This is a genomic window from Rhizobium sp. 05L429 (assembly GCF_056397645.1).
Map to the genome: position 1 here is coordinate 38010 of NZ_JBFTNV010000032.1, position 19711 is coordinate 57720.

At 59.1% G+C, this 19711-nt stretch carries 23 protein-coding genes and 1 pseudogene; 7 read left to right on the forward strand and 17 right to left on the reverse strand.

Annotated features, from left to right (window positions below; all coding sequences use genetic code 11):
* Window positions 1-12: 12 nt before the first annotated feature.
* The 6 genes from AC1DNW_RS27460 to AC1DNW_RS27485 form a co-directional block, all read right to left on the reverse strand.
* Window positions 13-183 carry a hypothetical protein gene (locus tag AC1DNW_RS27460; protein ID WP_477836766.1) on the reverse strand — a complete coding sequence of 57 codons (171 nt, stop codon included), beginning with the start codon at window positions 181-183 and terminating at the stop codon, window positions 13-15.
* A 394-nt stretch (window positions 184-577) separates the two neighbouring features.
* On the reverse strand, window positions 578-1555 hold the full coding sequence (locus tag AC1DNW_RS27465) for a glycosyltransferase (protein ID WP_477854971.1): 978 nt from the start codon (window positions 1553-1555) through the stop codon (window positions 578-580).
* Between the two features lie 88 nt (window positions 1556-1643).
* Window positions 1644-2387 (reverse strand): glycosyltransferase family protein, encoded by a 744-nt coding sequence (locus AC1DNW_RS27470; protein WP_477854972.1) that lies wholly within the window; start codon window positions 2385-2387, stop codon window positions 1644-1646.
* Window positions 2380-3873, reverse strand: a complete 1494-nt coding sequence (locus AC1DNW_RS27475) for a glycosyltransferase family 2 protein (RefSeq protein WP_477854973.1) — start codon at window positions 3871-3873, stop codon at window positions 2380-2382. Before AC1DNW_RS27475 ends, AC1DNW_RS27470 begins: the two co-directional genes overlap by 8 nt.
* Complete coding sequence (locus AC1DNW_RS27480; protein WP_113296316.1) at window positions 3870-4499, reverse strand: HAD family hydrolase; 630 nt, start codon at window positions 4497-4499, stop codon at window positions 3870-3872. The genes AC1DNW_RS27475 and AC1DNW_RS27480 overlap by 4 nt, the downstream gene beginning before the upstream one ends.
* Window positions 4496-5200: a PI-PLC domain-containing protein gene (locus AC1DNW_RS27485; protein WP_477854974.1), complete on the reverse strand. Its 705-nt coding sequence runs from the start codon at window positions 5198-5200 to the stop codon at window positions 4496-4498. Before AC1DNW_RS27485 ends, AC1DNW_RS27480 begins: the two co-directional genes overlap by 4 nt.
* Window positions 5201-5344: 144 nt before the next feature.
* On the opposite strand from AC1DNW_RS27485, the gene AC1DNW_RS27490 reads away from it, so the two are divergent.
* The gene (locus tag AC1DNW_RS27490) at window positions 5345-6856 is read left to right on the forward strand and encodes an oligosaccharide flippase family protein (protein ID WP_477854975.1); all 1512 of its coding nucleotides are present in this window, start codon (window positions 5345-5347) and stop codon (window positions 6854-6856) included.
* A 300-nt stretch (window positions 6857-7156) separates the two neighbouring features.
* Window positions 7157-7549 carry a hypothetical protein gene (locus AC1DNW_RS27495; protein WP_477854976.1) on the forward strand — a complete coding sequence of 131 codons (393 nt, stop codon included), beginning with the start codon at window positions 7157-7159 and terminating at the stop codon, window positions 7547-7549.
* Window positions 7550-7816: 267 nt separating this feature from the next.
* On the opposite strand, the gene AC1DNW_RS27500 is transcribed toward AC1DNW_RS27495, so the two are convergent.
* Entirely contained in the window at window positions 7817-8191 is a 375-nt protein-coding gene (locus tag AC1DNW_RS27500) for a GFA family protein (RefSeq protein WP_477854977.1), read from the reverse strand.
* Between the two features lie 12 nt (window positions 8192-8203).
* A complete protein-coding gene (locus AC1DNW_RS27505; protein ID WP_113296321.1) occupies window positions 8204-8467 on the reverse strand; it encodes a hypothetical protein in 264 nt (87 codons plus the stop codon).
* 314 nt (window positions 8468-8781) lie between these two features.
* On the opposite strand from AC1DNW_RS27505, the gene AC1DNW_RS27510 reads away from it, so the two are divergent.
* On the forward strand, window positions 8782-9045 hold the full coding sequence (locus AC1DNW_RS27510) for a hypothetical protein (protein WP_113296322.1): 264 nt from the start codon (window positions 8782-8784) through the stop codon (window positions 9043-9045).
* A gap of 62 nt (window positions 9046-9107) precedes the next feature.
* Here the strand turns inward: AC1DNW_RS27510 and AC1DNW_RS27515 are convergent, their stop codons facing one another.
* Entirely contained in the window at window positions 9108-9662 is a 555-nt protein-coding gene (locus tag AC1DNW_RS27515; RefSeq protein ID WP_477854978.1) for a hypothetical protein, read from the reverse strand.
* Window positions 9663-9859: 197 nt separating this feature from the next.
* On the opposite strand from AC1DNW_RS27515, the gene AC1DNW_RS27520 reads away from it, so the two are divergent.
* Complete coding sequence (locus tag AC1DNW_RS27520; protein ID WP_113296324.1) at window positions 9860-10156, forward strand: hypothetical protein; 297 nt, start codon at window positions 9860-9862, stop codon at window positions 10154-10156.
* On the opposite strand, the pseudogene AC1DNW_RS27525 reads toward AC1DNW_RS27520, so the two are convergent.
* A pseudogene (locus tag AC1DNW_RS27525) lies at window positions 10110-10305 on the reverse strand (exodeoxyribonuclease III); the annotation flags it as partial. The gene AC1DNW_RS27520 and the pseudogene AC1DNW_RS27525 overlap by 47 nt on opposite strands.
* Before the next feature lie 515 nt (window positions 10306-10820).
* On the opposite strand from AC1DNW_RS27525, the gene rpsU reads away from it, so the two are divergent.
* Together rpsU and AC1DNW_RS27535 are read left to right on the forward strand one after the other, a co-directional pair.
* A complete protein-coding gene (rpsU, locus tag AC1DNW_RS27530) occupies window positions 10821-11060 on the forward strand; it encodes a 30S ribosomal protein S21 (protein ID WP_477855007.1) in 240 nt (79 codons plus the stop codon).
* Between the two features lie 65 nt (window positions 11061-11125).
* Complete coding sequence (locus AC1DNW_RS27535; protein ID WP_477854979.1) at window positions 11126-11320, forward strand: hypothetical protein; 195 nt, start codon at window positions 11126-11128, stop codon at window positions 11318-11320.
* 73 nt (window positions 11321-11393) lie between these two features.
* On the opposite strand, the gene AC1DNW_RS27540 is transcribed toward AC1DNW_RS27535, so the two are convergent.
* Both AC1DNW_RS27540 and AC1DNW_RS27545 read right to left on the reverse strand, forming a co-directional pair.
* Window positions 11394-12662 carry an acyltransferase family protein gene (locus tag AC1DNW_RS27540; protein ID WP_477854980.1) on the reverse strand — a complete coding sequence of 423 codons (1269 nt, stop codon included), beginning with the start codon at window positions 12660-12662 and terminating at the stop codon, window positions 11394-11396.
* A 194-nt stretch (window positions 12663-12856) separates the two neighbouring features.
* Entirely contained in the window at window positions 12857-13486 is a 630-nt protein-coding gene (locus AC1DNW_RS27545; protein ID WP_477854981.1) for an alpha/beta hydrolase family protein, read from the reverse strand.
* A 231-nt stretch (window positions 13487-13717) separates the two neighbouring features.
* Here AC1DNW_RS27545 and AC1DNW_RS27550 point away from each other — a divergent pair, with 231 nt between their 5' ends.
* Window positions 13718-14929: an ROK family transcriptional regulator gene (locus AC1DNW_RS27550; RefSeq protein WP_477854982.1), complete on the forward strand. Its 1212-nt coding sequence runs from the start codon at window positions 13718-13720 to the stop codon at window positions 14927-14929.
* A gap of 5 nt (window positions 14930-14934) precedes the next feature.
* Here AC1DNW_RS27550 and AC1DNW_RS27555 read toward each other — a convergent pair whose 3' ends face one another.
* The 5 genes from AC1DNW_RS27555 to AC1DNW_RS27575 all read right to left on the reverse strand — a co-directional run bounded on the left by AC1DNW_RS27555 (window position 14935) and on the right by AC1DNW_RS27575 (window position 19571).
* Entirely contained in the window at window positions 14935-15942 is a 1008-nt protein-coding gene (locus AC1DNW_RS27555; protein WP_477854983.1) for an SIS domain-containing protein, read from the reverse strand.
* 68 nt (window positions 15943-16010) lie between these two features.
* Complete coding sequence (locus AC1DNW_RS27560; protein ID WP_477854984.1) at window positions 16011-16901, reverse strand: ABC transporter substrate-binding protein; 891 nt, start codon at window positions 16899-16901, stop codon at window positions 16011-16013.
* A 65-nt stretch (window positions 16902-16966) separates the two neighbouring features.
* Window positions 16967-17755 (reverse strand): amino acid ABC transporter ATP-binding protein, encoded by a 789-nt coding sequence (locus AC1DNW_RS27565; RefSeq protein WP_477854985.1) that lies wholly within the window; start codon window positions 17753-17755, stop codon window positions 16967-16969.
* Entirely contained in the window at window positions 17752-18618 is an 867-nt protein-coding gene (locus AC1DNW_RS27570; RefSeq protein ID WP_477854986.1) for an amino acid ABC transporter permease, read from the reverse strand. Before AC1DNW_RS27570 ends, AC1DNW_RS27565 begins: the two co-directional genes overlap by 4 nt.
* Entirely contained in the window at window positions 18615-19571 is a 957-nt protein-coding gene (locus AC1DNW_RS27575) for an N-acetylglucosamine kinase (protein ID WP_477854987.1), read from the reverse strand. Before AC1DNW_RS27575 ends, AC1DNW_RS27570 begins: the two co-directional genes overlap by 4 nt.
* Window positions 19572-19711 lie beyond the last annotated feature (140 nt).

Consider the following 19711-nt stretch of genomic DNA (forward strand, 5'->3'; position numbering starts at 1 on the left):
GACTTTTCCAGTTCACCTGGCCTCGATGAGGTCTGCGCCCGCGACGCTGGCGGTCAACTGGCCCGTGTCGCCCGACATGGCCGTACCGAAAACATAGAGTATGGCGGCAAGAAAGATGACGAGCGCCAGCAGGGATGCGTTCCATGCGCTGGAAATTTCTGGGATGTCGTTCCTGTCGTCCATGATTGAACTCCTCTTTCGATGGAGAGCCGAACGAGTGGGGAGAGAGTGCGTTCCGGCTGCGGGACTTCAGTCCGACCGTCATCAGACCAAAGTCCGAAGCAAATCCGACTGAGGTCCGAGCCTCGAAACACCGGGAATGCGGGTCGTTGGTCTGGCGGCGGTCGACCGGGCTTCCGACGGTCAACGGAGCCGCTGCTGGTGCCGTGACCGGCGCGGTTGTCGGCAGCCCGGTCGGCGCCGCGGTTGAATGCGAATGCCCGCGATGACGGCTATCGCATGCCACTGTTAAATGGMTTTCGAATGAGAAGTATTCAGGCCAGCCGGCAGCCGTGCCATAAAGGCGAGCGAAGGGCATCGCTCACGTCAATCTGGAGCGGACGGATGCTGCCGGCTTTCAACGCGATAAGGCTTGCCAGGGCGAAATTCTTCCAAAGAAGTTGGCGATGGCCGAGAGCGAGGCAGCCCGCATGCGCAACAGTCTTTGCCGGCGAAGGGCATCGACGCGCGTTCCCGGTGCCTTTGCAAGAGCTGCTCGGGCATCTCTCACCGGATCCACCAGACTGGCCGCAACTTCGGGCAAGTCATCCACTTCGGCCTCGAGGCGTGTGAGATAGGCATTGAGCCCATCTGCGGCGGCCTGCCGCAGCCGCCGGGTCGGGGCATTCCGCAGGCTACGCGTCGCCCAACGCAGATGCTCCTGGGCATGTCGGTGTAGCGCCTGCGGATGCTTATAGGCTCTGTGGTCACCAAGCATATCGGCGACGAATGCCACTTCTCCGAGTTCGCCGCAGCGCCACCAGAGCTCCATGTCCTGGAGGTACTGCCAGGCGGGATCCCAGCGACCGGCCTTGAAGAAGACGTCGGTACGGATGGTTGCGCCCGGCATCGCGACCATATTGTTGAGCAGCAGCAATTCCCGGAACGCCTCACCGCTGTTGCTGTAACTCCATCCGAAGCGGCGGCCGGGAATGGGATCACCCTCATAGGTGATCTGACGGAAACGGCCGTGGATCAGGGCAGGGTGGCGCATTGCCGCGCGCCCGATGGCGTGTAGCGCGCCCGGCGCGAGACGGTCGTCGGCATGCAGCGTGACGAGGTAATCGGCGTTCGCACCGGCGGTATAGGCGCGATTCCAGTTGTCCGTGCGCGGCACGGTGTCCGGGTGCAGGGCCGGCTTCAGCAGTGGAGACGAGTAGGATGCGATCATTTCCCGACTGCCGTCCGTGGAGCCGTTGTCGCAGATATGTACCTCGAAGTCAGGATAATCCTGTGCGAGAGCGCTATCGAGCGCCTCGGCAAGTGTCTCAACATTGTTGAAGCAGGGTATGATAATGGCGAGAGAGGGTAATTTGTTCAATGTCCCGGCTGTCATGGTGAACTCCCGTTTACTCGGTCTCTGATCCCGTGAACGCGTGTCGAGGAAGCAGAAGGGACCCGTCTCTTCCCCCCGTCGTCGACGCCTAGCCGGCAAGGGCCGTATCTGCGATCTTGACATCGAACACGTCACGCACCGGCAAAGTCCGGACATCCAAACCGTGCGCGACAACGCCATTCAGCATAGGGCAGACAAAAAGCAGACCGTTATGCGAGAGGCTCGCCCGGTTCTGCAGACTKTGGGCCAGAGCCAGATGAAAGACGGCGACGTTGCGGAAGGCATAGACGCCTGCCGATGCATTATCGGAAATGACGACCTTCTCCCGCGCTTCCAGCACCCGGCCATCATCTCCAATGCTAAGATAGCTGTATTGCGGATGGCGGGAGCCAAATGTCAGTGCAAGACCGCCGAGATTGGGGTCCGTTGCAAAAATTGCAGCAATGTCCGCATCGCTGTCGAACATGATGTCGCAGAGATCGACGACGACGGGCGCATCCGGAAAAGCGACGAGTGCCGCACCGGCCGCAGCACTCCAGGCCGCCCCGCCGCTCATTTCGGACAGCCAGACGATCCGCGCTGCCGGATAGCGTGTCAACAATGTTTCCCCGGCGTAGCGCCGCGATACGGGCTTGTCCCTTAGTACGAAAACAGGCACCGCGCCGCCGTTCCACCAAGCGCGCGCTTCCAGCGTGGCGCCGAGCAGTGTCGTCTCTTCCACCGGCATTTCCGCCTTCACCGAGCCGTCAGCCCGTTCAAAATCATTCCCGGCCATGGGAATGATGATGTTTAGCGGCGCTGTCGCGTCCGGTCTGGTGGCGACATCATGCATAGGCAGGCTCGCGGCCTTGCAGATATTCGGCCAGGTCCTCGGGTGTGCCAAGCCCATGCATGCTCCTGACGTCGATCTCGTAAACGCCGATGCGAGCGCCGTTGCGGATGGCGTAATTATAGGCGGGGCAGACATAGAACTCGTTGTTGGTGCGGTCGTTGTGCACCATCATGTCGAGCGCCCCCTTCATGAAATCGCCGGCGCGGCGGAAGAAGTAGATGCCGACCGTCGCCAGTTCGGAGATTGGCTGCTTTTCGGCAACCCTGAGCACGAAGCCTGCCGCATCGGTTTCGGCGAAGGACCATTTTGGATCGCGCTTCGGATCGCGGAAAACGAGGATCGACCCGTCGAGATCGCGCGACATGCAGTCGTCGATGAAATCGACGATGCGCATGTCCACCACCTGGTCTGAATTGGCGATGAGAAGGGGTGCCTCCTCGTCAAGGTGCTGGCGCGCCAGAAGAACGGTGCAGGCAGTGCCCTCGGTGACATGGTCGACCGAAACGACCTCGACACCCCGCGAGCGAAGCTCGGCCACCCCATCCGCCTGGCTGTCCAGATGTTCTCGCAGCAGCAAGACCGTCGGCTGTCCGCCCGGCGGCAGGGTATTTTCCAGCACGTGCTGGATCATCGGCCGGCCAAGCACATCGATGAAGGGCTTCGGGCGGGCGAAGCCGACCTTGGCAAAACGGCTGCCCCGGCCGGCGGCCGGCACCACCAGTTGCACGGGCCGTGTGGCCTGTGCGGAGGACAGGCGGCGTACGCCGTTCACCTCGAAATTCTCGATCATTTTCGGGTTGTAGAAGCTGTGGTAGCGATCCGCGGGAATGCTTGCGGAAACGACGCGGCCGCCATCCAGGATCACTTCGTTCAACGAGGAACTGACATAGTAGCGGTCTTCTACCGTGACACCGTGCCGCAAGGCGGCAGTCGCGGCCTTGAAGAAGATCTGGGCCTCGCGGAAATAGTAGAATCCGGCGATTGCCTTGTTGCTGATCACATCCTTCTCGGACGTACGGTTGACGAGACCGTCGTCGCCGAGCGTCGCATAGGACCAGCGCGGGTGGATCGTCTCGAAAGTGATGACGCCGGCATCTGCCTCGGCCGCCTCGAATTCCGCAATCACGGATGCAAGGCGGGTGTCGATGATCTGGTCGCTGTTGGCGATAACCAGCGGCTCAGTGGGATCGATCCTGTCGATGGCCATCAGGCAAGTGCAGAGCGCGCCAGCCGTCGGGCCTTTCAGCATCACCACCTCGGAGCGGCCGTTCGTGCTCAGGTCGAAGATCCGCTCATAGGAATATTTGACGGCATCCTGCTGGTCGACGACGAATAGGAAATGCGTGTCGCCGCCGAGCGACTTCAAGTTCTCGATGGCCCATAGGATCATCGGCTTTCCGGCGACTTCGATGAGGGGGCGCGGATAAGCATAGTCTTCCGGGCTGAAATGCGGGCTTGGACCCGTGGTGGGAAACAGGACGATCATGCCATCACCTCCGATACACGCTTGATCTCCGATACGATCCGGCCATGGATGACGTCGGCCGGCGTGCCGATCTGCATGACGTAAGCTCCGCTGTCGCGTGCGGCTTTCAGGCCGTATTCATTGTCCTCAAGGATCAGGCACTCATCCGGCCTCAGGCCGAAGCGCTCCATCGTCGTCACATACATTTCCGGATCCGGCTTGGCGCGGGTGACGTCCTCGTTGGAAACGATAAGGTCGATATATTCCATCAATCCGGCGCGCCGCATCATGGATTCGATGGTGACACGGATCGAATTCGAGCAGACGGCGATCTTGTAGCCATCGTGCTTGAGGCGGCTCAACGCATACTGATGAGCAAACACCGGCTTGCAGCGGGTGTAGATCAGCTCCATCGTATAGTCTTGCTTCAGCTCGTGGATCAGCTCGTTCAGCCCTTTCGGGAGGCCATTGGAACGAGAGAGGATCTCCAGCTTGCGACGGGTGGGCAGGCCATCGAACGTGGTCAGATGCGCCTGGCGGTCGATCGGCATGCCGAAAAGATCGAGCGCCCGGTTCAGCGCTTCATAATGCCATTCCTTGGCATCGATCAGCACGCCATCCATATCGAACAAAACAGCACGGATCATGTGACTTCCTCCTCAACCATCCAGGCAAAGCTCTGCTCGGCTGCATCGGGCAGATCGGTACAGATCATCAGCCGCTCGAGTGGAAGACCGCTCTTTGCAGCCTGCCGCAATTCGCCAGACCAGGCGGCCCAGGTCGCTTCATGCGCTCGCTTGTGCAGTTCCGGCGAAACCATCGCGACATATTTGCCGTGTCTGAGATCGTCGATCGCGCGTTCGATCGACGCCGGCTTCTCGGTGAATGAATCCACCCAGACACCCTGGCAGCGTTCGTAGAAGGACGGGTAGAGCTCGACCTCGCTGAAGCGGGTGAAGACGGGGATATCGCTGTCGAGATAAGGCCTGAGATCGGGAACCGAGGCGTCGAAAACGAAGGAGCGTTTCGTCACCCCATACTGTTCGAGCATCGCCACAAGGATCGGGCAGAGACCGTCAGCCTTTATGTTGATGGCCAGCCGTCCGGGGGTGCCATTTGCCGTATAGCACTCAAGAACGCGCTCGAAAGGCAGCGCCCCGGTTGTAGGAGGATCGTGTGAAATAACCAGTTCGCCATTCAGATCGCGAACATCGAGTTCGACGCCGTGTCCGGCTGCAAATGCCTTGTTGAATGCCCCTAAACTGTTCCGCTCATGGGGCGCATGCCACCAGCCGCGATGTGCGAGTATCATCATGATGATGCCCCTCAGACCAATCTTCATATGCATGATTGTAATTTCGTCTTAACTATGCAGAAGTGAGTATAAACCGTCAATATAGAATATACACCAAAGTTGTTACTTTGGTAACACATGCAAGGCGCGTAGTAGTGCAGAATTTACCTCGGTTTTAACTAAAAAGAATGTGTGACCATGGGCACATCTAGTGTTGCATCAACTGCAATCTCCGACACAGAAGAAGATCAGAAGCCACGCAGCGCGTCGACATCACGGGATGCACTGTGGGTGTCGGGCGCGCGCCTGGTGAGCCAATTCTGCGGCATCGGAACGCTGCTGGTCGCCGCTCGGGTCCTCTCTCCGGCCGAGGTCGGGATCTTTGCCATGGTCTCCTCGACTGTTTTGTTGCAATCAAAGATTGYCGAAGCCGGATGGAGTGAATATCTGATCGCTGCACCGCATGATAGGGAGCTGCCTGGCACTGTTCTTTATTGCGCGCTGGTGAGCGGCCTCGCCTTCACCGTTCTCGGCTTGCTCGGGCTTGCAGTTTCCCTTGTCTGGTTGGCGCCAACCGGATCAATTTTCCTCACCCTTCTTCTCCTGATTGCCACCATCGTTCCCGGCACCTTCATCATCTGCCAGAGTGGCGTGCTCGTGAGGGGGCGACGCCTCCGGGAACTTGCCTGTTACCAGTCGACTTCGGAATTTTCGGGTCTTGTCGTGACTGCCGGAGGGTTGCTGCTCGGCTGGGGTATCGTCGCGCTCGCGGCAGGACGGTGTTGCGTCGTGCTTGTTGCACTCCTTATGTCCACAAGCTTTGCGCGATGGCTTCCCCGGTTCGAATTCAAGCTTGCCACCGCCCGCGAGGCGCTCGCCTACTCCACGCGGCTGCTGGCATCGCGCCTGATGCAATTTGCGCAAAGTTATGGCGCGGAGTTCCTGATCGTGTTCTTCATCGGCGCTGCGGAAGTCGGCGTCTACAGGATGGCAAGCCGCATCGTCGGCGCCGTCACGGAACTGGTTTCCGAACCCGTGCGGATGCTGGCATGGAGCTACTTCTCGCGCCAACAGGGTGAAGCAGGTGGCGGTGTGGAGGGCCTCAGCCGCCTCACGGGACTGATCATGGCCGCGACKGCTTTTGCGGCACTTCCGGTCTTCATGGGCCTTGCCGTGATCTCGGAACAGCTCATCAGCACGCTGCTCGGCGCGCAGTGGCTCGCAGCGGCGCCGGTCCTCATCCTGCTGGCGGCTGCGCGCGGCATTGGCGTTATCCAGATGCTCAACGAGCCAGTACTCAGCATCATCGGTCGGGTCGCACTGCTGCCGCGCCTGAACATGCTGTTTACGGCAACCAGTCTCGCCTGCCTCGCGGTCGCGGGCTGGATCGGGCCGGAATTGCTCAATATCGCCGTCGCGCAAGTAGTGGCTGCGGCATTGACGACTGCCTTGTCCCTGTACTTCCTGCGGCGCGGCACAGGATTCCACTGGTCATCCTTGTTGCGTAGGATTTTCCCCGCCGGTCTGGGCGCCTGCGTCATGGTCGGTGCCGTCGGTCTGGCTCTCCATATGGCAGACGGCAGTCTGCATCTTCCCTTCGTGGATCTGTTGATGGGAGTTGCTGTCGGGGGCCTTGCCTATGCCGTCATTGCCTGGTCCAGCGGTCGCGCCTTGATGATGGAACTCAACCATGTGACGGGCGCGCGATAGCGGCACCGATGCGGCTGCCTGTTAAAGGCGAGCCTTCGTTGATCGTCTCAAGGCTCGAAAGCCGTTCCACCATGCAACTATATCTTTGCGAGGATCGACTTAATTCTCAAATGAGCGGGTGAGATCTGTCCGGGAAACCACCTGCCGATATTCTCGAAGGCTTYGTCGGCCGTGGTGGAGGGAGAGGGGCGTTCGGATCGATCCAGAGCAACGCGGGATGTATAGGCGGGCTTCGAACTTATGACGGCTGAGTGCGTTCTCATCTTGCGATAATTGACCCGCCGAATGAGGAAGCTGCCTATGACGGACATACGCACGCACGGATTCAAGACGAAGGCCGAGCTTGACGAGCATCTTGCCGATATCGAAGGGGCCACAGAGGCCGACGAGGCCAATTTGCCTCCGGTTGATATGGTGGAGGACGAGGAGGCCGTGGAACTTGCGAGATTGCAGGGGGAGCTGACATTGCTGCGCAGACGCCTCGCTCTCATCCGCGAGCAGGCGAATAGCGAGATCTCGCCACACGCCCAATGGAGAGATGCGAGTGCCCATGAGCGGCTTGGAAACTATCCCTGGTTGAAGCTCGCCGGCGCTATCCTCATCACTTTCCTGGCTGCAAGACGGTTGCGGTCGCTGCCGCTTTCGGGAATGGCGACGATGCCTTTCGCCCGTTCGCGCTTCGGCCGAGCGTGATCATGCTTTCTGAGTCTAAAAAGCTCAGTCAGTAGCCACCATGGGGCTGGAAGGCAGCCGGTGGTCGGTTTCGGAAATTTCGGGAAATGCCTCGCTTTGATGAACTCGAGGGAGGGCGGCTCTTTAATCCAGCGAACTGCAATTGAGAATGATTGCATCCTTGTGCCAACGAGGATGCTTCAAATCGCTATCCGACGTCTGTATCCCTTAGTCTTCCGCTAACCCAAAGTTGTCATGGAGTGCCAAACCCTCGACGGCGGACAGCTATCAAATCCGATCCTGTGCGAATTGCTCAGCGCCCTCGACCGGCTGCAGCCAAGGTTCTCGGCGCTTGATCCAGAGCTCATAAKTGGGCTTGAGGCCGGTCGGCGCGTCCTGAAGGGTTCCGAGTTTGATCTCGGCCTCGTCTGCGTCGTAGGCAAAGACCCTCGAACCACAGGTGGGGCAGAAGCGGCGGCCCCGATGATCTGCGGTTTCCCCGGTGGTTTTGAAGGCGGCCGTCTGCCAGATCGCGTAATAGGTAAAGGCTGCGCCGCTCTCCTGTCGGCAGTCGGTGCAATGGCAAAGGCCGATGCGCTTGGGTTCGCCCTCCAACTGATAGCGCACCTTGCCGCAATTGCAGCTACCGTGCCGTATGGTCATTTAAGGCCCTCCTTAATGTTTCACCCTGAAGGGCGGTTGATCGTCGTCGAAATTGCCGTTGCTCAAACTGTCGTAGCGATTGAGGCTCGGCTCGCCGCCTCGGGTGCCGAAGGGCGTCAGCTGCACCATCATTTCCTTGGCGCGGTCGATCGCATCTTCTTCGCTCAGCGCGGCCGCCTCGGGAAGGCGCACCGTCAGTCGTTCGCCGGCATCGCCAACGAAATCGACGTGCCAAGCCTCTTGCTGATGGGTTACCTTTGCCTCGTTTAGATGCATTGAAACCTCCCTTCGGGCTTTCCGCTGGTTTCGCTTCTCTMGCGGCGTGGAGATTCACTGTATCAACTGATATGCTGGCGATTGGTTCCGGAGCCTTCCCTCCTTCGGTTGTGCACCGAAGGGTGCCGTCGGCGTGGTTCACCCAAGGCTGCACTCTACTGGAATCTGCCGAAGAATATGTGCGTTCGTGAGGAGCAGTGGTCGACACGGCTTTGGCTTGGGTCTCACGTCGAGATGCTTGACGCATCTATTTGCAGTCCTCTGCGTTCACTTCGAGGACCACATCTTTGTTCGAACCCTTGAAAGGAACGCATATGAGTTTTCCAGCACCGACAAGCAATGATCCCACGCGTCGTTTTCAGGACGCGACCGATGCTGCCCGCGTTGCCCTGGAGGCGCTTATCGCCGATGCTAACGCCGCGGGTTGGGGCACGGATGAAATGGCCGTTGCGCTGGTTGAGGCGGCACGGTCTCTCAAGGACGCAAACGCCAGAGATCCAGATCCTGCCAACGATCCGCCAATCAGCGATATCGATGCGAAGCAAGGACAGATTGGACGTGGCGAGTTATTTGATTGAGCGACGACCCGGCGGTGGCTTGCAACAGGACGAGCGATTTAATCTGGCACGAAGTTGTCTCATCAGATCCTGATCTGCAGTAGACCACCTCGGGCCACCTGTCTGCCGTGGCACCAGAACGGATGGATCATGTCACTGATGGTCAGGACATCGGCGCATGGAACAAGGGGGCACGATCCTTCGTTGGCAGCGAGCCCGACGAAGGCCAGTCTTGTCAGGGATCTCGTGCCTGCGAGCAGATCTTCGTCATCGACGCTGATGTCCACCAATAGCACTTCCGGCGCCCGCACGGAGCAATCGACTGCTTCCCGAGCGATTGTCGTCACCGACGTGCTTGCTCCGATATAGAATGCCATAATTGTATTGTTATCGAAGTCGGCGATGGCGGGAACGAGCAGATTTGCGGGCAGGGCCGTCAGCGTATCGCGTGTACCGTCAAACCGATGCCCCGACGCGTCCTCGCCTGCGAGACTGCGATTTCCCGAAAACTGGTAGAAGACCTCGCGTCGAGTCAGATATTCGACCGTCCAGCGACCGGAATGGTCTGTTGCATTTGGGGTCGCGAGCGCCTCGATCTCCGAGACGACTTCATGGAAGGTGGTGCGAGCGTCGGCCATGACAATTCTCCTTGAGGGGACAAAGGCGGCCGGGCGGTGAATGTTCCTGCCGGAAGAGAATAACTTCCGATGCTGGCGTGGMAACCGATGGCCGCAACATGACGCGGTGCTTTCGGTATGGTACCGTTGAAAGGCGCAAACAGTGCCATCATATTGACGCAGTGGGCGTTAACCTTTGACGACGAAAGGAGATGAGCATGGCCGGACACGATAGCTACTATATCGAGATCACCACGCGTCTTCGATCGGTACGATCCTTCTGCGACTTCCTGTCGAGCGGCGGTACTGTCGGCGTTGCTCCGGCAGACGGCTCACGCTACGGCGATGTCACCACCGATCTGCTTGCAAGAACGCGCAAGGAAGCAGAGGCTCTCGATCGCATGCGTCGTCAACTTTTTCCGGAACGTGCGGACGAAGAGGTTTCGCCGGCACTCTATAATTGCGGACTCACGGGCTCCCGCCGGTCTCATAAGGCAGGTCGAGCTCAATCATGACGGGCGCATGATCGCTCCTGTGGTCCCAGCCTCGTGGAGTGTGTCGGACGCCGTCAGAGAAGATGCCCAGCGACATCGGGACTCCGAAGAACATGATCGACCCGCGTCGGCGCGTCCTGTGCGAATGAGTTTCTCCAGTATTTACAGAAGATTGAGAAGTCACTGAGACCATCAGACGGGTGAGGCGGACCGGAGAGGTTGGGTGCTCGTCTGCCATTTCGTTAGCCGTGGCGAGAAACCGGAAAAATCGCCATGTTCACCATCCCTATCACGTCCGGTTGACACGGTCCGCGCTCGGCGAAGGGAATGTGCGCGACTTCAGAAAGTTCCCGTTGCGCTGTCGTCGAGGCGGATCAGGCTACCTTGCAATGCCGGTATGCCTTTCTTATTTACCTCACATCACCGCTATCGATTGGGTAACAACCCACAGGACGACGAGGTCTCCTTTTGAAAAGGAGATGCGCGGTCTGGCCAAGATTTTCGCAAATATCGACCATTGGCTGGTTCAGCACACATTGCAGCCGCGCTGATGCAGCGCGGTGGTAAAGCATGATCTTGTGCTCCGTCCATCGAGGGCTGCCTTCGATTGCGCAATTGTCGCAGAACGAATGCCGAGGATTTGCCAGGCGAGCTGGCCCCAAAACATCATCCGCAAGGAGAAAATATGCAAGTCATTGTCAGAGACAACAATGTTGAACAGGCGCTCCGCGCCCTGAAGAAGAAAATGCAACGCGAAGGGCTATTTCGCGAAATGAAGGAGCGTCGGGCCTATGAGAAGCCCTCTGAGCGGCGTGTCCGCGAAAAAGCCCAGGCAATTGCCCGGCAGCGCAAGGCTGCACGCAAGAAGATGCAACGCGAAGGGCTTCTGCCGACCGCAAGACGCCGCGCGTCCGCACGCCGATAATTGCAGCGCCGCCGTCATATGCCGGCGGCCCTTTGTTCTGGCTCTCTGTTCTGGAAAGGCACATCATGGAAGAGTTGCGTAGTTTGACGGTTTCCGATGATCGGCTTGACGATTGCCGTGAGGCTATCGGACCGGATCTGCAGGACCTGATCGATGCCATCGTCGCCTCCGGCTTCACCATCGAGGAAACGTTGATTGCGATCAGCGAACTGGTGGCGGAAGATTTCGCCTCCGTGATGAAGCTCCGGAGCGTTCACTGAGGCGGAAGATCGGTCAGCGGTTGCGTGCACGCCGGAATCAGGCTCTCTCAGAGGCGTTCTAGGTTCCAACTACTCAAGCGCGCGATGCGCGATCGTGAGGCGGTGCATCACGGATGGCGCTCACTTCTTCTTCTCCATCGAGCGCGTTTTGCATTTCCTCAAGAACCCGAATGAGCTGCGACGTCGAGGACGCTGTATCGTCAGAAGGGACTGTGTCCGAAGCAATATTGGCGGGCGTTTTCTGGCCCGTTCGCGACAGCACCGGTAGCAGGGTTACGACGAGTGCGGCGAAGAACTTCTTTCGCCGTTCGGCGACTTCCGCCAGCACGAAACAGAGGATGAAGCAGACGACGAGCAGGGCCGCTGCCATCGGAATATGCTCCTCCACAGGATGCAGGAAGGACGCAAACATGAGGATGAGCGGCTGGTGGACAAGATAGAGCGTAAAGCTGCCGCCGGCCAGCCATTTGATCGCCGGGCCTATTTTCTCGAACAGTACCGGAGCCTGGTTAAGCAGTGATGCGGCGCCGATGAGGTGCAGGACGACGGCAACGCCGATGAGATTGAAGTAGACGAAATTGATCGCTTCTTGAGACAGTGACCAAGTCTCGTACATGTTGGTCGCAGCGCGATCGGAGAAAAATTTCAGGCTGATGAAGAGCGCGACCGATGTGCCGATCATTGCGATGGAGATGGGGCGCCGAAATGGTGGACGTTCGATGACGCACTTCATCGTCAACCAGCCCATGAKCCACAGCGGCATATACATCAGGATTTTTGGGCCAGCGATAGCGGCCCAAAGGCACAGCAACGGTGTTTTCGCGCGCCGCGGCGAAAACGCGAACAGCCCGAAGAACAGGTAGTACTGAACTTCGAAGCCGAGAGACCAGTAAGGTTCGCCGCTGCCAAAAACGGCATGTGCAAACCACAACTGATTGGTGAAGGTCACGTAGGCGAGTGCGGCTTCGACCGACACGGGAGCGAAAAATCCGGTGTTGATGAAATCATAGTAGAAGGCGTTCGTATGCATCCCGATGCTGTCTGMCACGAAAATCACCGCGATCGCCAGCAGAGCGACGGGCATTATTCGGGCGAGGCGGGCGACGAGGTATACGCGCCATTCCTTTTCGCTCACCTGCCCAACGTAACTGATGACAAATCCGGAGAGAACGAAGAAAACCGCCACTGCTTCCCGTCCCCAACCCAGAGGTCCGATCTTGATGGAGGGGAGCAGGAAGACATGCGCATGGGAGAGAAATACGACAACGGCTGCGCCCAGCCGCAGCAAATCAAGATAGATGGAAAGATTGCCGTCAATCTTCCTGGCTTCGATCGCGCCCATGACTGATTTCCCGTCGGATGACAAAGCGTATGTTCAGCTTGGAGTCGCTTTGTCAGGAACTGATTTCTGCGCTGATGCGCGAAGGCGCTATTCGATCAAGCAAACCTGTAAAATTGTTTACTGAATAAGCTCAAATATTGAATAAGCGGCTGATATCGGAAGAAATATCTCGCATTGCGAGAGTATGTCACTCGCTACAACCGCATCGCCCAGGTGGTCGCGTATTCGGACAGCCGCCGCAGATGGTCATCGGCGGAATAGCCGGAGATCTTCTTTCGTGGCTTGAGATCGTGGTCGCCATCTTCCAGCCAGAGGAGATCGATATGATCTGAGAGCGTATACGATTCGACTTCTTCCTTTGATCCGAAGGGATCACGCGTTCCCTGGCAGATCAAAGTGGGCGTGCGCAGGTTTTCCAGATGCGCGGTGCGAAGCTGATCCAGCCTTCCCGGTGGGTGAAACGGATATCCGAGGCAAAGCAGGCCCCGGACTTTCTTCGCCGTAAAACTCTCATCGGCGATCATGCTTGCGACACGGCCTCCCATCGACTTACCACCGATGATCAGTTTGCCGGCGTCCAGTTCGCCGATCGCGGTGCGATACTCGCCGAGAAGATGGTCGGCGCGCAGCGGAGGTTTGACCGCTCCGGTCAGGCGACGCTGCGCCATATAGGCGAACTCGAAGCGTGCTACCCTGAAACCGCCGTCTGCGAGCGCTTTCGATAGAACCGTCATCGACGCGGAATCCATCGCTCCGCCAGCGCCATGCGCAAGGAGAATTGTTAGGCTGGCTGTTTCCGGTCCCGTAATCAAAAAGCTTGTCATTATTTTCCCGCATACTCTTATTTTTGAGCTCACCCTATGGACTGCATCACTCTGTGGGTGCAGGCACGACTTTAGCAAGAACATGGCTCTTCAGTCGAATGGCAGCTCTCGATGTCTTGCCGCGTTTGAATCATAGACAAACCGACAATCGCAGGCGGCAATCTGCCTGTCATTCCTGAGATACCAATGGTAAGGGAGCCTTACGAATAATATCATTGTTCCAGGTGTCTCTTGAACACAGTTTGGCAAAAGGCCAGGATCGAAGCGCCACCGCTGACCGATAGCGCGCGGGCAGTGCTGAGAACCATCGCAGGCAGCGGTCCGGCGACCAGGCCGCAACTCAGTGCGGCCCTCATGTTCTCTAAGCCGACCATGTCTGCGGCTGTCAGCGAGCTTGAACGTTTCGATCTTCTCGCGCCCGCCGGCATCAATCGCGGCTCGGTCGGGCGCACGTCCGTTGCTTACGGGCTTGGCCCCAAAGCCGGCTTCGTTGTCGGGATCGACTGCGGCACGACACATATCAATGCCGTCGCGCGCGGTCTCGATGGCATCACCTTAGCGACTGTGGAGCAGCCGCTCATCGACAAATCAGCTGATGAGCGCTTCMTTGCGGTGGAAGAAGTGATCGCCCGACTGCTTTCGCAGTTCGAGGCACAATCCATGCCGTTGCGTGCTTTGGTTATCGCGCTTCCGAATATCATTTCGGCGTCGCTCGACAGAATGCCCGGGCGCGAGGTGCTGATCCCGGTTCTGGAGCGTCTTCACGCGACCTATGGGGCACCTGTCCTGCTGGAAAACAACGTCAATTGTGCCGCGCTCGCCGAATATCACGAGGGCGCGGCAAAAGATCATTCCTTTGCGATCTACATGCAGATCGGCGTGAAGACCGGCATGGGCATCGTTCTGGACGGGCGTCTGTTTCGTGGCTTCAAGGGCGGCGCGGGTGAAATCGGCCATCTGCCATTTCCCTGGTCAGAGCGGGAGCAACCGAAATGGCAGCAAGTCGAAACTTATATGGGGTCGGCATCCCTCCTGGAGCGTACAATCGCCAGATGGCCGGCCGACGAAGGCAAGCCGCCGGAAAGTGCTAGCGAGCTGTTTGCTCGTGCGGGGCAGTCGCCGACCGCACGCGCCTTCGTCGAGCAGCATGCGCGTGACATCGGCAATCTTGCCGCTGCCTGTGTCAGTGTTCTCGATCCGCAGCTCATCGTCCTTGGTGGCGGCGTGGGGCAGAACCCACTGCTGTTGCCGGGGGTCAGGAATGTCGTGAAGGAATTGTGCTGGCCCGTAGAGGTCGTGAATGGCCGCTTGTCTAATCAGGCGACCGTGCTCGGCGCCGTGCGTCTCGCCATGGACTATGCGATGGCAAGACTGCTCGGGGAGGAGGGAAAACCCGCCTATCTCTATTCCGATGCGCAGACATCGGATCAGGTCAGCGCCTGATCTCTTTAGACGCCGCGTTTCGTGTCCGTCTGACGATAGCGGAATTCGCAGACGGGCAGGCCGGCTTCTTCCGACAATGTAGCGATGAAGAGTTGCGCCGGGAGGGCCTGCAGGATGGCATCGCCGATGCCTTCCGAAAAGGCGGGAACATGGATAACGACTAGATTGTCGGCTTCGACCACGTCCTCGCGAGCGGTCACCAGAACCGAGGGAATGCCGAAGGTGGCCAGATCCTGAGCGAGTTTGACCTCACGGCCGTTGCCGAAGAGCAGCACACCACTATCCTTGTCGTTCGGCTCCATCGGTCCATGCAGGAAGTTCAGCGTGTCCCAATCCTGGGCCGAAACGCGGGCCGCCTCGCGAATGAGCAGGGCCGCATATCCCGCCGTGCCGAGCGCAACACCGGCGCCAACGCAGTCGATGGACTTCTTGCCGGCCAGAAGTCTGGCCGCCTTGTCGGCTTGCGCCCGCGTTTGCTTGAGTACGGCTTCAGCCCTGGCCGAAATCTCGGCCCAGTTCGTGCCTGCAGGGCGCCCGGCCTTGTCTGCCACAAGGGCTGCGCTTAGGAGCGAACCGAGGTAGCTCGTCGTGTTCGGGCCGCTGTCGGTGCCGCTTTCAGTGGCGATCATATGCTTGACCACTCGCGAGATCGGCGTGCCGTCTGACTTGGCGATGCCATAGGAGTTGGCCAAGGGGCGAAGCTCCATCGCGCGCGCAGGCTCCTCACTGCGGCCAGAGGCGGAAAATGCGATATAGGCACCGCCCGCATCGATCGATGCATCATAGAGATCGGTGCCCGGCAGGGCGAAGGCCCGCAGGCCCTGTGCGCGCATCTGAGCGGCAGCCGCGACGGCGGCATAGAGGCTGGCACCGATGCCGACCAGAACTGTCGGCCCGGCTTTTATCGGCTCGACATCCAGTGTCTCAATCCGCGTGGAGACGGTCCGGAAGCAGGTATTGAGGGCGGCTGGCTGCAGCGCGATCGCCTCGCGATAGGGCACTCTGTCTGTCATGATCATTCCCATATGTGTAGAGGTGGTGACCGGATAGATGGCTCCGGTCACCTGCTTTGGTGCATCTCTCAATCGAGCTTCATGTAGTCGGCAAAGCGGGCAGCATCATTGATGGTGACCTTGTCGAGCTTGTTTTCGCCGAGGCCCCACTTCTCGAAGATTTTGGCATAGCTTCCGTCATCGATCATCGACTGCATGGTTGCGGCAAGCGCATCGCGAAGCTCCGGGCTCTCCTTGCTGACGAGCATCGCCTGKTAGCCGACKGCATATTGAGCGCCCGTGATGAGCTCCAGTTTCTTGTTGCTTTCCGGCTGGTGCTGCAGGCTGTAGGCGGCGACACCGGTCGTATCCATGGAAAGATCGACGCGGCCGCTCTGGAGAGCGATCTTGATCTGGTCGTTCGACGGGAACTGCATGACGTTGAGCGGCCTGTCAGCCGGGCACAGGCCCTTCTGCTTGTCGAGAAGCTGAAGAGGGATCGATCCCTGGACGGCGCCGGCATTCAGACCGCAGGCATCCTTCAGCTTGTGCACGCCCTTGGGATTACCTTCGAGAACGATGATGCTGGTGCCTTCAAGCATGTAGTTGACCACATCGACGATCTTTTCGCGCTCGGCGAAATCGCCGAAAGCCGACATGCCCATGTCGAAACGGCCGGCCTGGATGCCCGGAATGATGCTGGCGAACTGCGCCGGCATGTCAGTGAACTTGACGCCGAGGCGTGCGCCCATTTCCTCGCGAAGCTCGCGCTCGAGGCCGATGATCGTCTTGTTGTCTTCGCCGTAAAAGTCATAGGGGGGCGTTTGTGGCTCGGTACCGTTCTTGATCTCGCCGGCCGATTTGATCTTCTCCGGCAACATATCGTGCAGCTTCTGATCGACGCCGGCCGCAAAGGCGGTGCTGTTGGCAAGTATGGCTGCAGCTGCGATCATGATCGCCAGATTGGTCTTCCCTGTCATGTCATTCCCCTTTTCTTGATGCACGTGGAGGACGTGCGGCCTTTTGCTCTGGTGCCTGCCCGCGGTCAGTGCATCCGTCGCAAGAATGCTTGGGTTCGTTCCTGTCTCGGATTGTCGAGGACCTCGCGTGCCGGTCCCTCCTCGACGACAACGCCCTGATCCATGAAGACCACGCGGTCGGCGACCTCGCGGGCGAAGGTGAGTTCGTGAGTGACGACGATCATCGTCATGCCGTCGGAAGCGAGCTTGCGCATGACACCAAGCACTTCGCCGACAAGTTCGGGGTCGAGTGCGGAGGTGGGTTCGTCGAAAAGCATGAGCTTCGGGTTCATGGCGAGCGCCCGGGCGATTGCCACGCGCTGCTGCTGTCCTCCGGACAATTGATAGGGGTATGCGTCGCCGCGCCCCTCAAGGTCCACCATCTTCAAAAGTTTCCGGGCGTCGGTGTGCGCCTCTTCACCCGTCAGGCCGCGATTGAGGATCGGTGCCTGGGAAATGTTGGTCAGGGCATCTTGATGAGCAAAGAGATTGAAGCGCTGGAACACCATGCCGATGTCACGACGCTGGACCGCCAGCTCCTTGCCACTCATTTCATGCAGCGTGCCGCCGCGCTCGCGATAGCCGATGAGCTGGCCATCGACGAGAATGCGGCCGCTCGTCATCCGCTCCAGATGGTTGATGCACCGAAGAAAGGTCGATTTGCCACTGCCAGAAGGTCCAAGCAGGCAGACGACCTCTCCTTTTTTGACCGAGAGATTGATGCCTTTGAGTACTTCGAGTGAGCCGAAAGACTTGTGGACGTCGATCGCCTCGATGATGGGCGAGGTTGGGGAGGGGGTGCTGAGGGCGCTCATCCGTTTCTCCCGTCGGCGCGCATGAGGCGAAGAGCGCTCCGCCAGAGGCCGGGCGCCTGTTGTGYCGATTTTCCGAGACGTCGCTCGATGAGGTATTGGATGGCCGACGCTACCGTCGTCATGACGAGGTACCAAATGCTTGCCACAATCAGCAGCTCGATGATCAGGAAGTTTCGCGCGTAGATGTTCTGCGCGCGGGTCAACAGATCCTGGGCCGCGACGACCGAAACGAGCGAGGTCGTCTTCAGCATGGAGATCGTCTGATTGCCGATCGGCGGAATGATGACGCGAAGCGCCTGCGGAAAGATGATCCGCACCATGGATTGGGCCGGCGTATAGCCGAGTGCCTTGGCAGCTTCATGCTGGCCGCTGTCGACTGCAAGTAACCCGCCGCGAATGATCTCCGCCATATAGGCCGCCTCGTTGAGGCTGAGGGCGAGCAGCGCGGCGACGAAAGCGGTCACGATCACATTGGTGTCGAGGTGAAACGAGCCGATGTCGATGCTCGGGATGAAGAGCTGGATGTTGAACCAGAAGATGATCTGGACGAGCAACGGTGTGCCGCGAAAGAACCAGATATAAAGGCTCGCAAAGCCTGATAGGACGGGGTTGGGCGAAAGCCGCATGGTTGCGAGGATCGCGCCAGCCACGATACTGATGACCATCGACAGGACGGTAAAGAGGATTGTCAGCCTGATGCCGTCAAGGATCGTCTCGTCGAAGAGATATTGCGGAATGGCAGACCAAGTGACGTGCCGGCTCGTGCCCACCATGAATATCAGCAGAGCGACGATGGCTATGAGAAGGGCCGCTGCTACGCGCTGCCCCCAGTTTCTCGCCGGGATGATCTTCTGTGGCGTCATGCAGMTCTCCCGTCATTGTCGGCTTTCAGCACTCCACCGGCATGCGGCAATGGCAAATCCTCAGGCAGGCCGCCGGCGTTCAGTTTCCGCGCGAGCGCGATGGCTCCGAAAACGGGCGGATCTCTCAGCAGCGTCAGCTCCATGTCGGGTAGTCGGTGGGCGAGGGCGGCTTGGAAGGCGGAAAGCAGCCGGGGCTGGTTGATGATGACGCCGCCTCCGGTCACGACGGCGTTCTGCGGCGCACCGCGTGCGACGAGCTGCTCGACAAGCCGGGAAAGCGAAGCGCCCGCGTCGGTGATGACCTTGCCGCCGATCTTCGAGCCGCCTTCGGCCGCTTCGAAAACCAGGGGTGCGAATTGTCCGATACCGGCGGCGGTCCCGAACTCCGCAAGTGCGCGGCCGATCTCGATCGGCGAGGAGATAGACAGCGCATCAAGAAGGGTTTGACCGAGTGGATCCAGCGTGTTGCCCTCGTCAAGCGACAGGCGAACGGAACGGGCCGCTTCGCGGACCAGCCCGCTAGCACTTCCCTCGTCGCCAAGATACCAGCCCCATCCGCCGGCCGCGATCATCCGCCTCTGCTGATCGCGAGAGACCGCTATCGACCCCGTGCCGCTGATGACCGAAATGCCGCTTGTCTTGCCGGAGGCCGGCAGCAGCAGTTCGGAATCATTGAGCACGAGAACATTGCCCGTCAGCAGCTGTGAAAGTCTCGCCTGAAGCGCAAGCCGGTCCTCGTCACTGTCGCATCCGTGTGCGCCGACGACCGTTGCCGTCGGCATCGATTCGCCAGCCGTTGCGAGAATCAATGAAGCAAGAGCTCTGGCATCCGAATCGTGATCGGTCCTGCCGCGCCATTCCGTCGTCAGCACATGCCTTTCGCCAACGACGCCGCCATTTTCCTCAGTGAGGATCTGCGTCTTGGTGCCTCCGATATCAATACCAGCAATCATTTGTATCCATCCATTTGTTAGGCAACTTACCTAATTAAAATGCATGCGCAAGCGTTAATTTTGCCTGCAGCGCTGTAGTCGGCCCTCGAGGAGCGGTGAACATGGGGTGGAAGGCTTTGATTTTATGGGCGAAGTTCTTG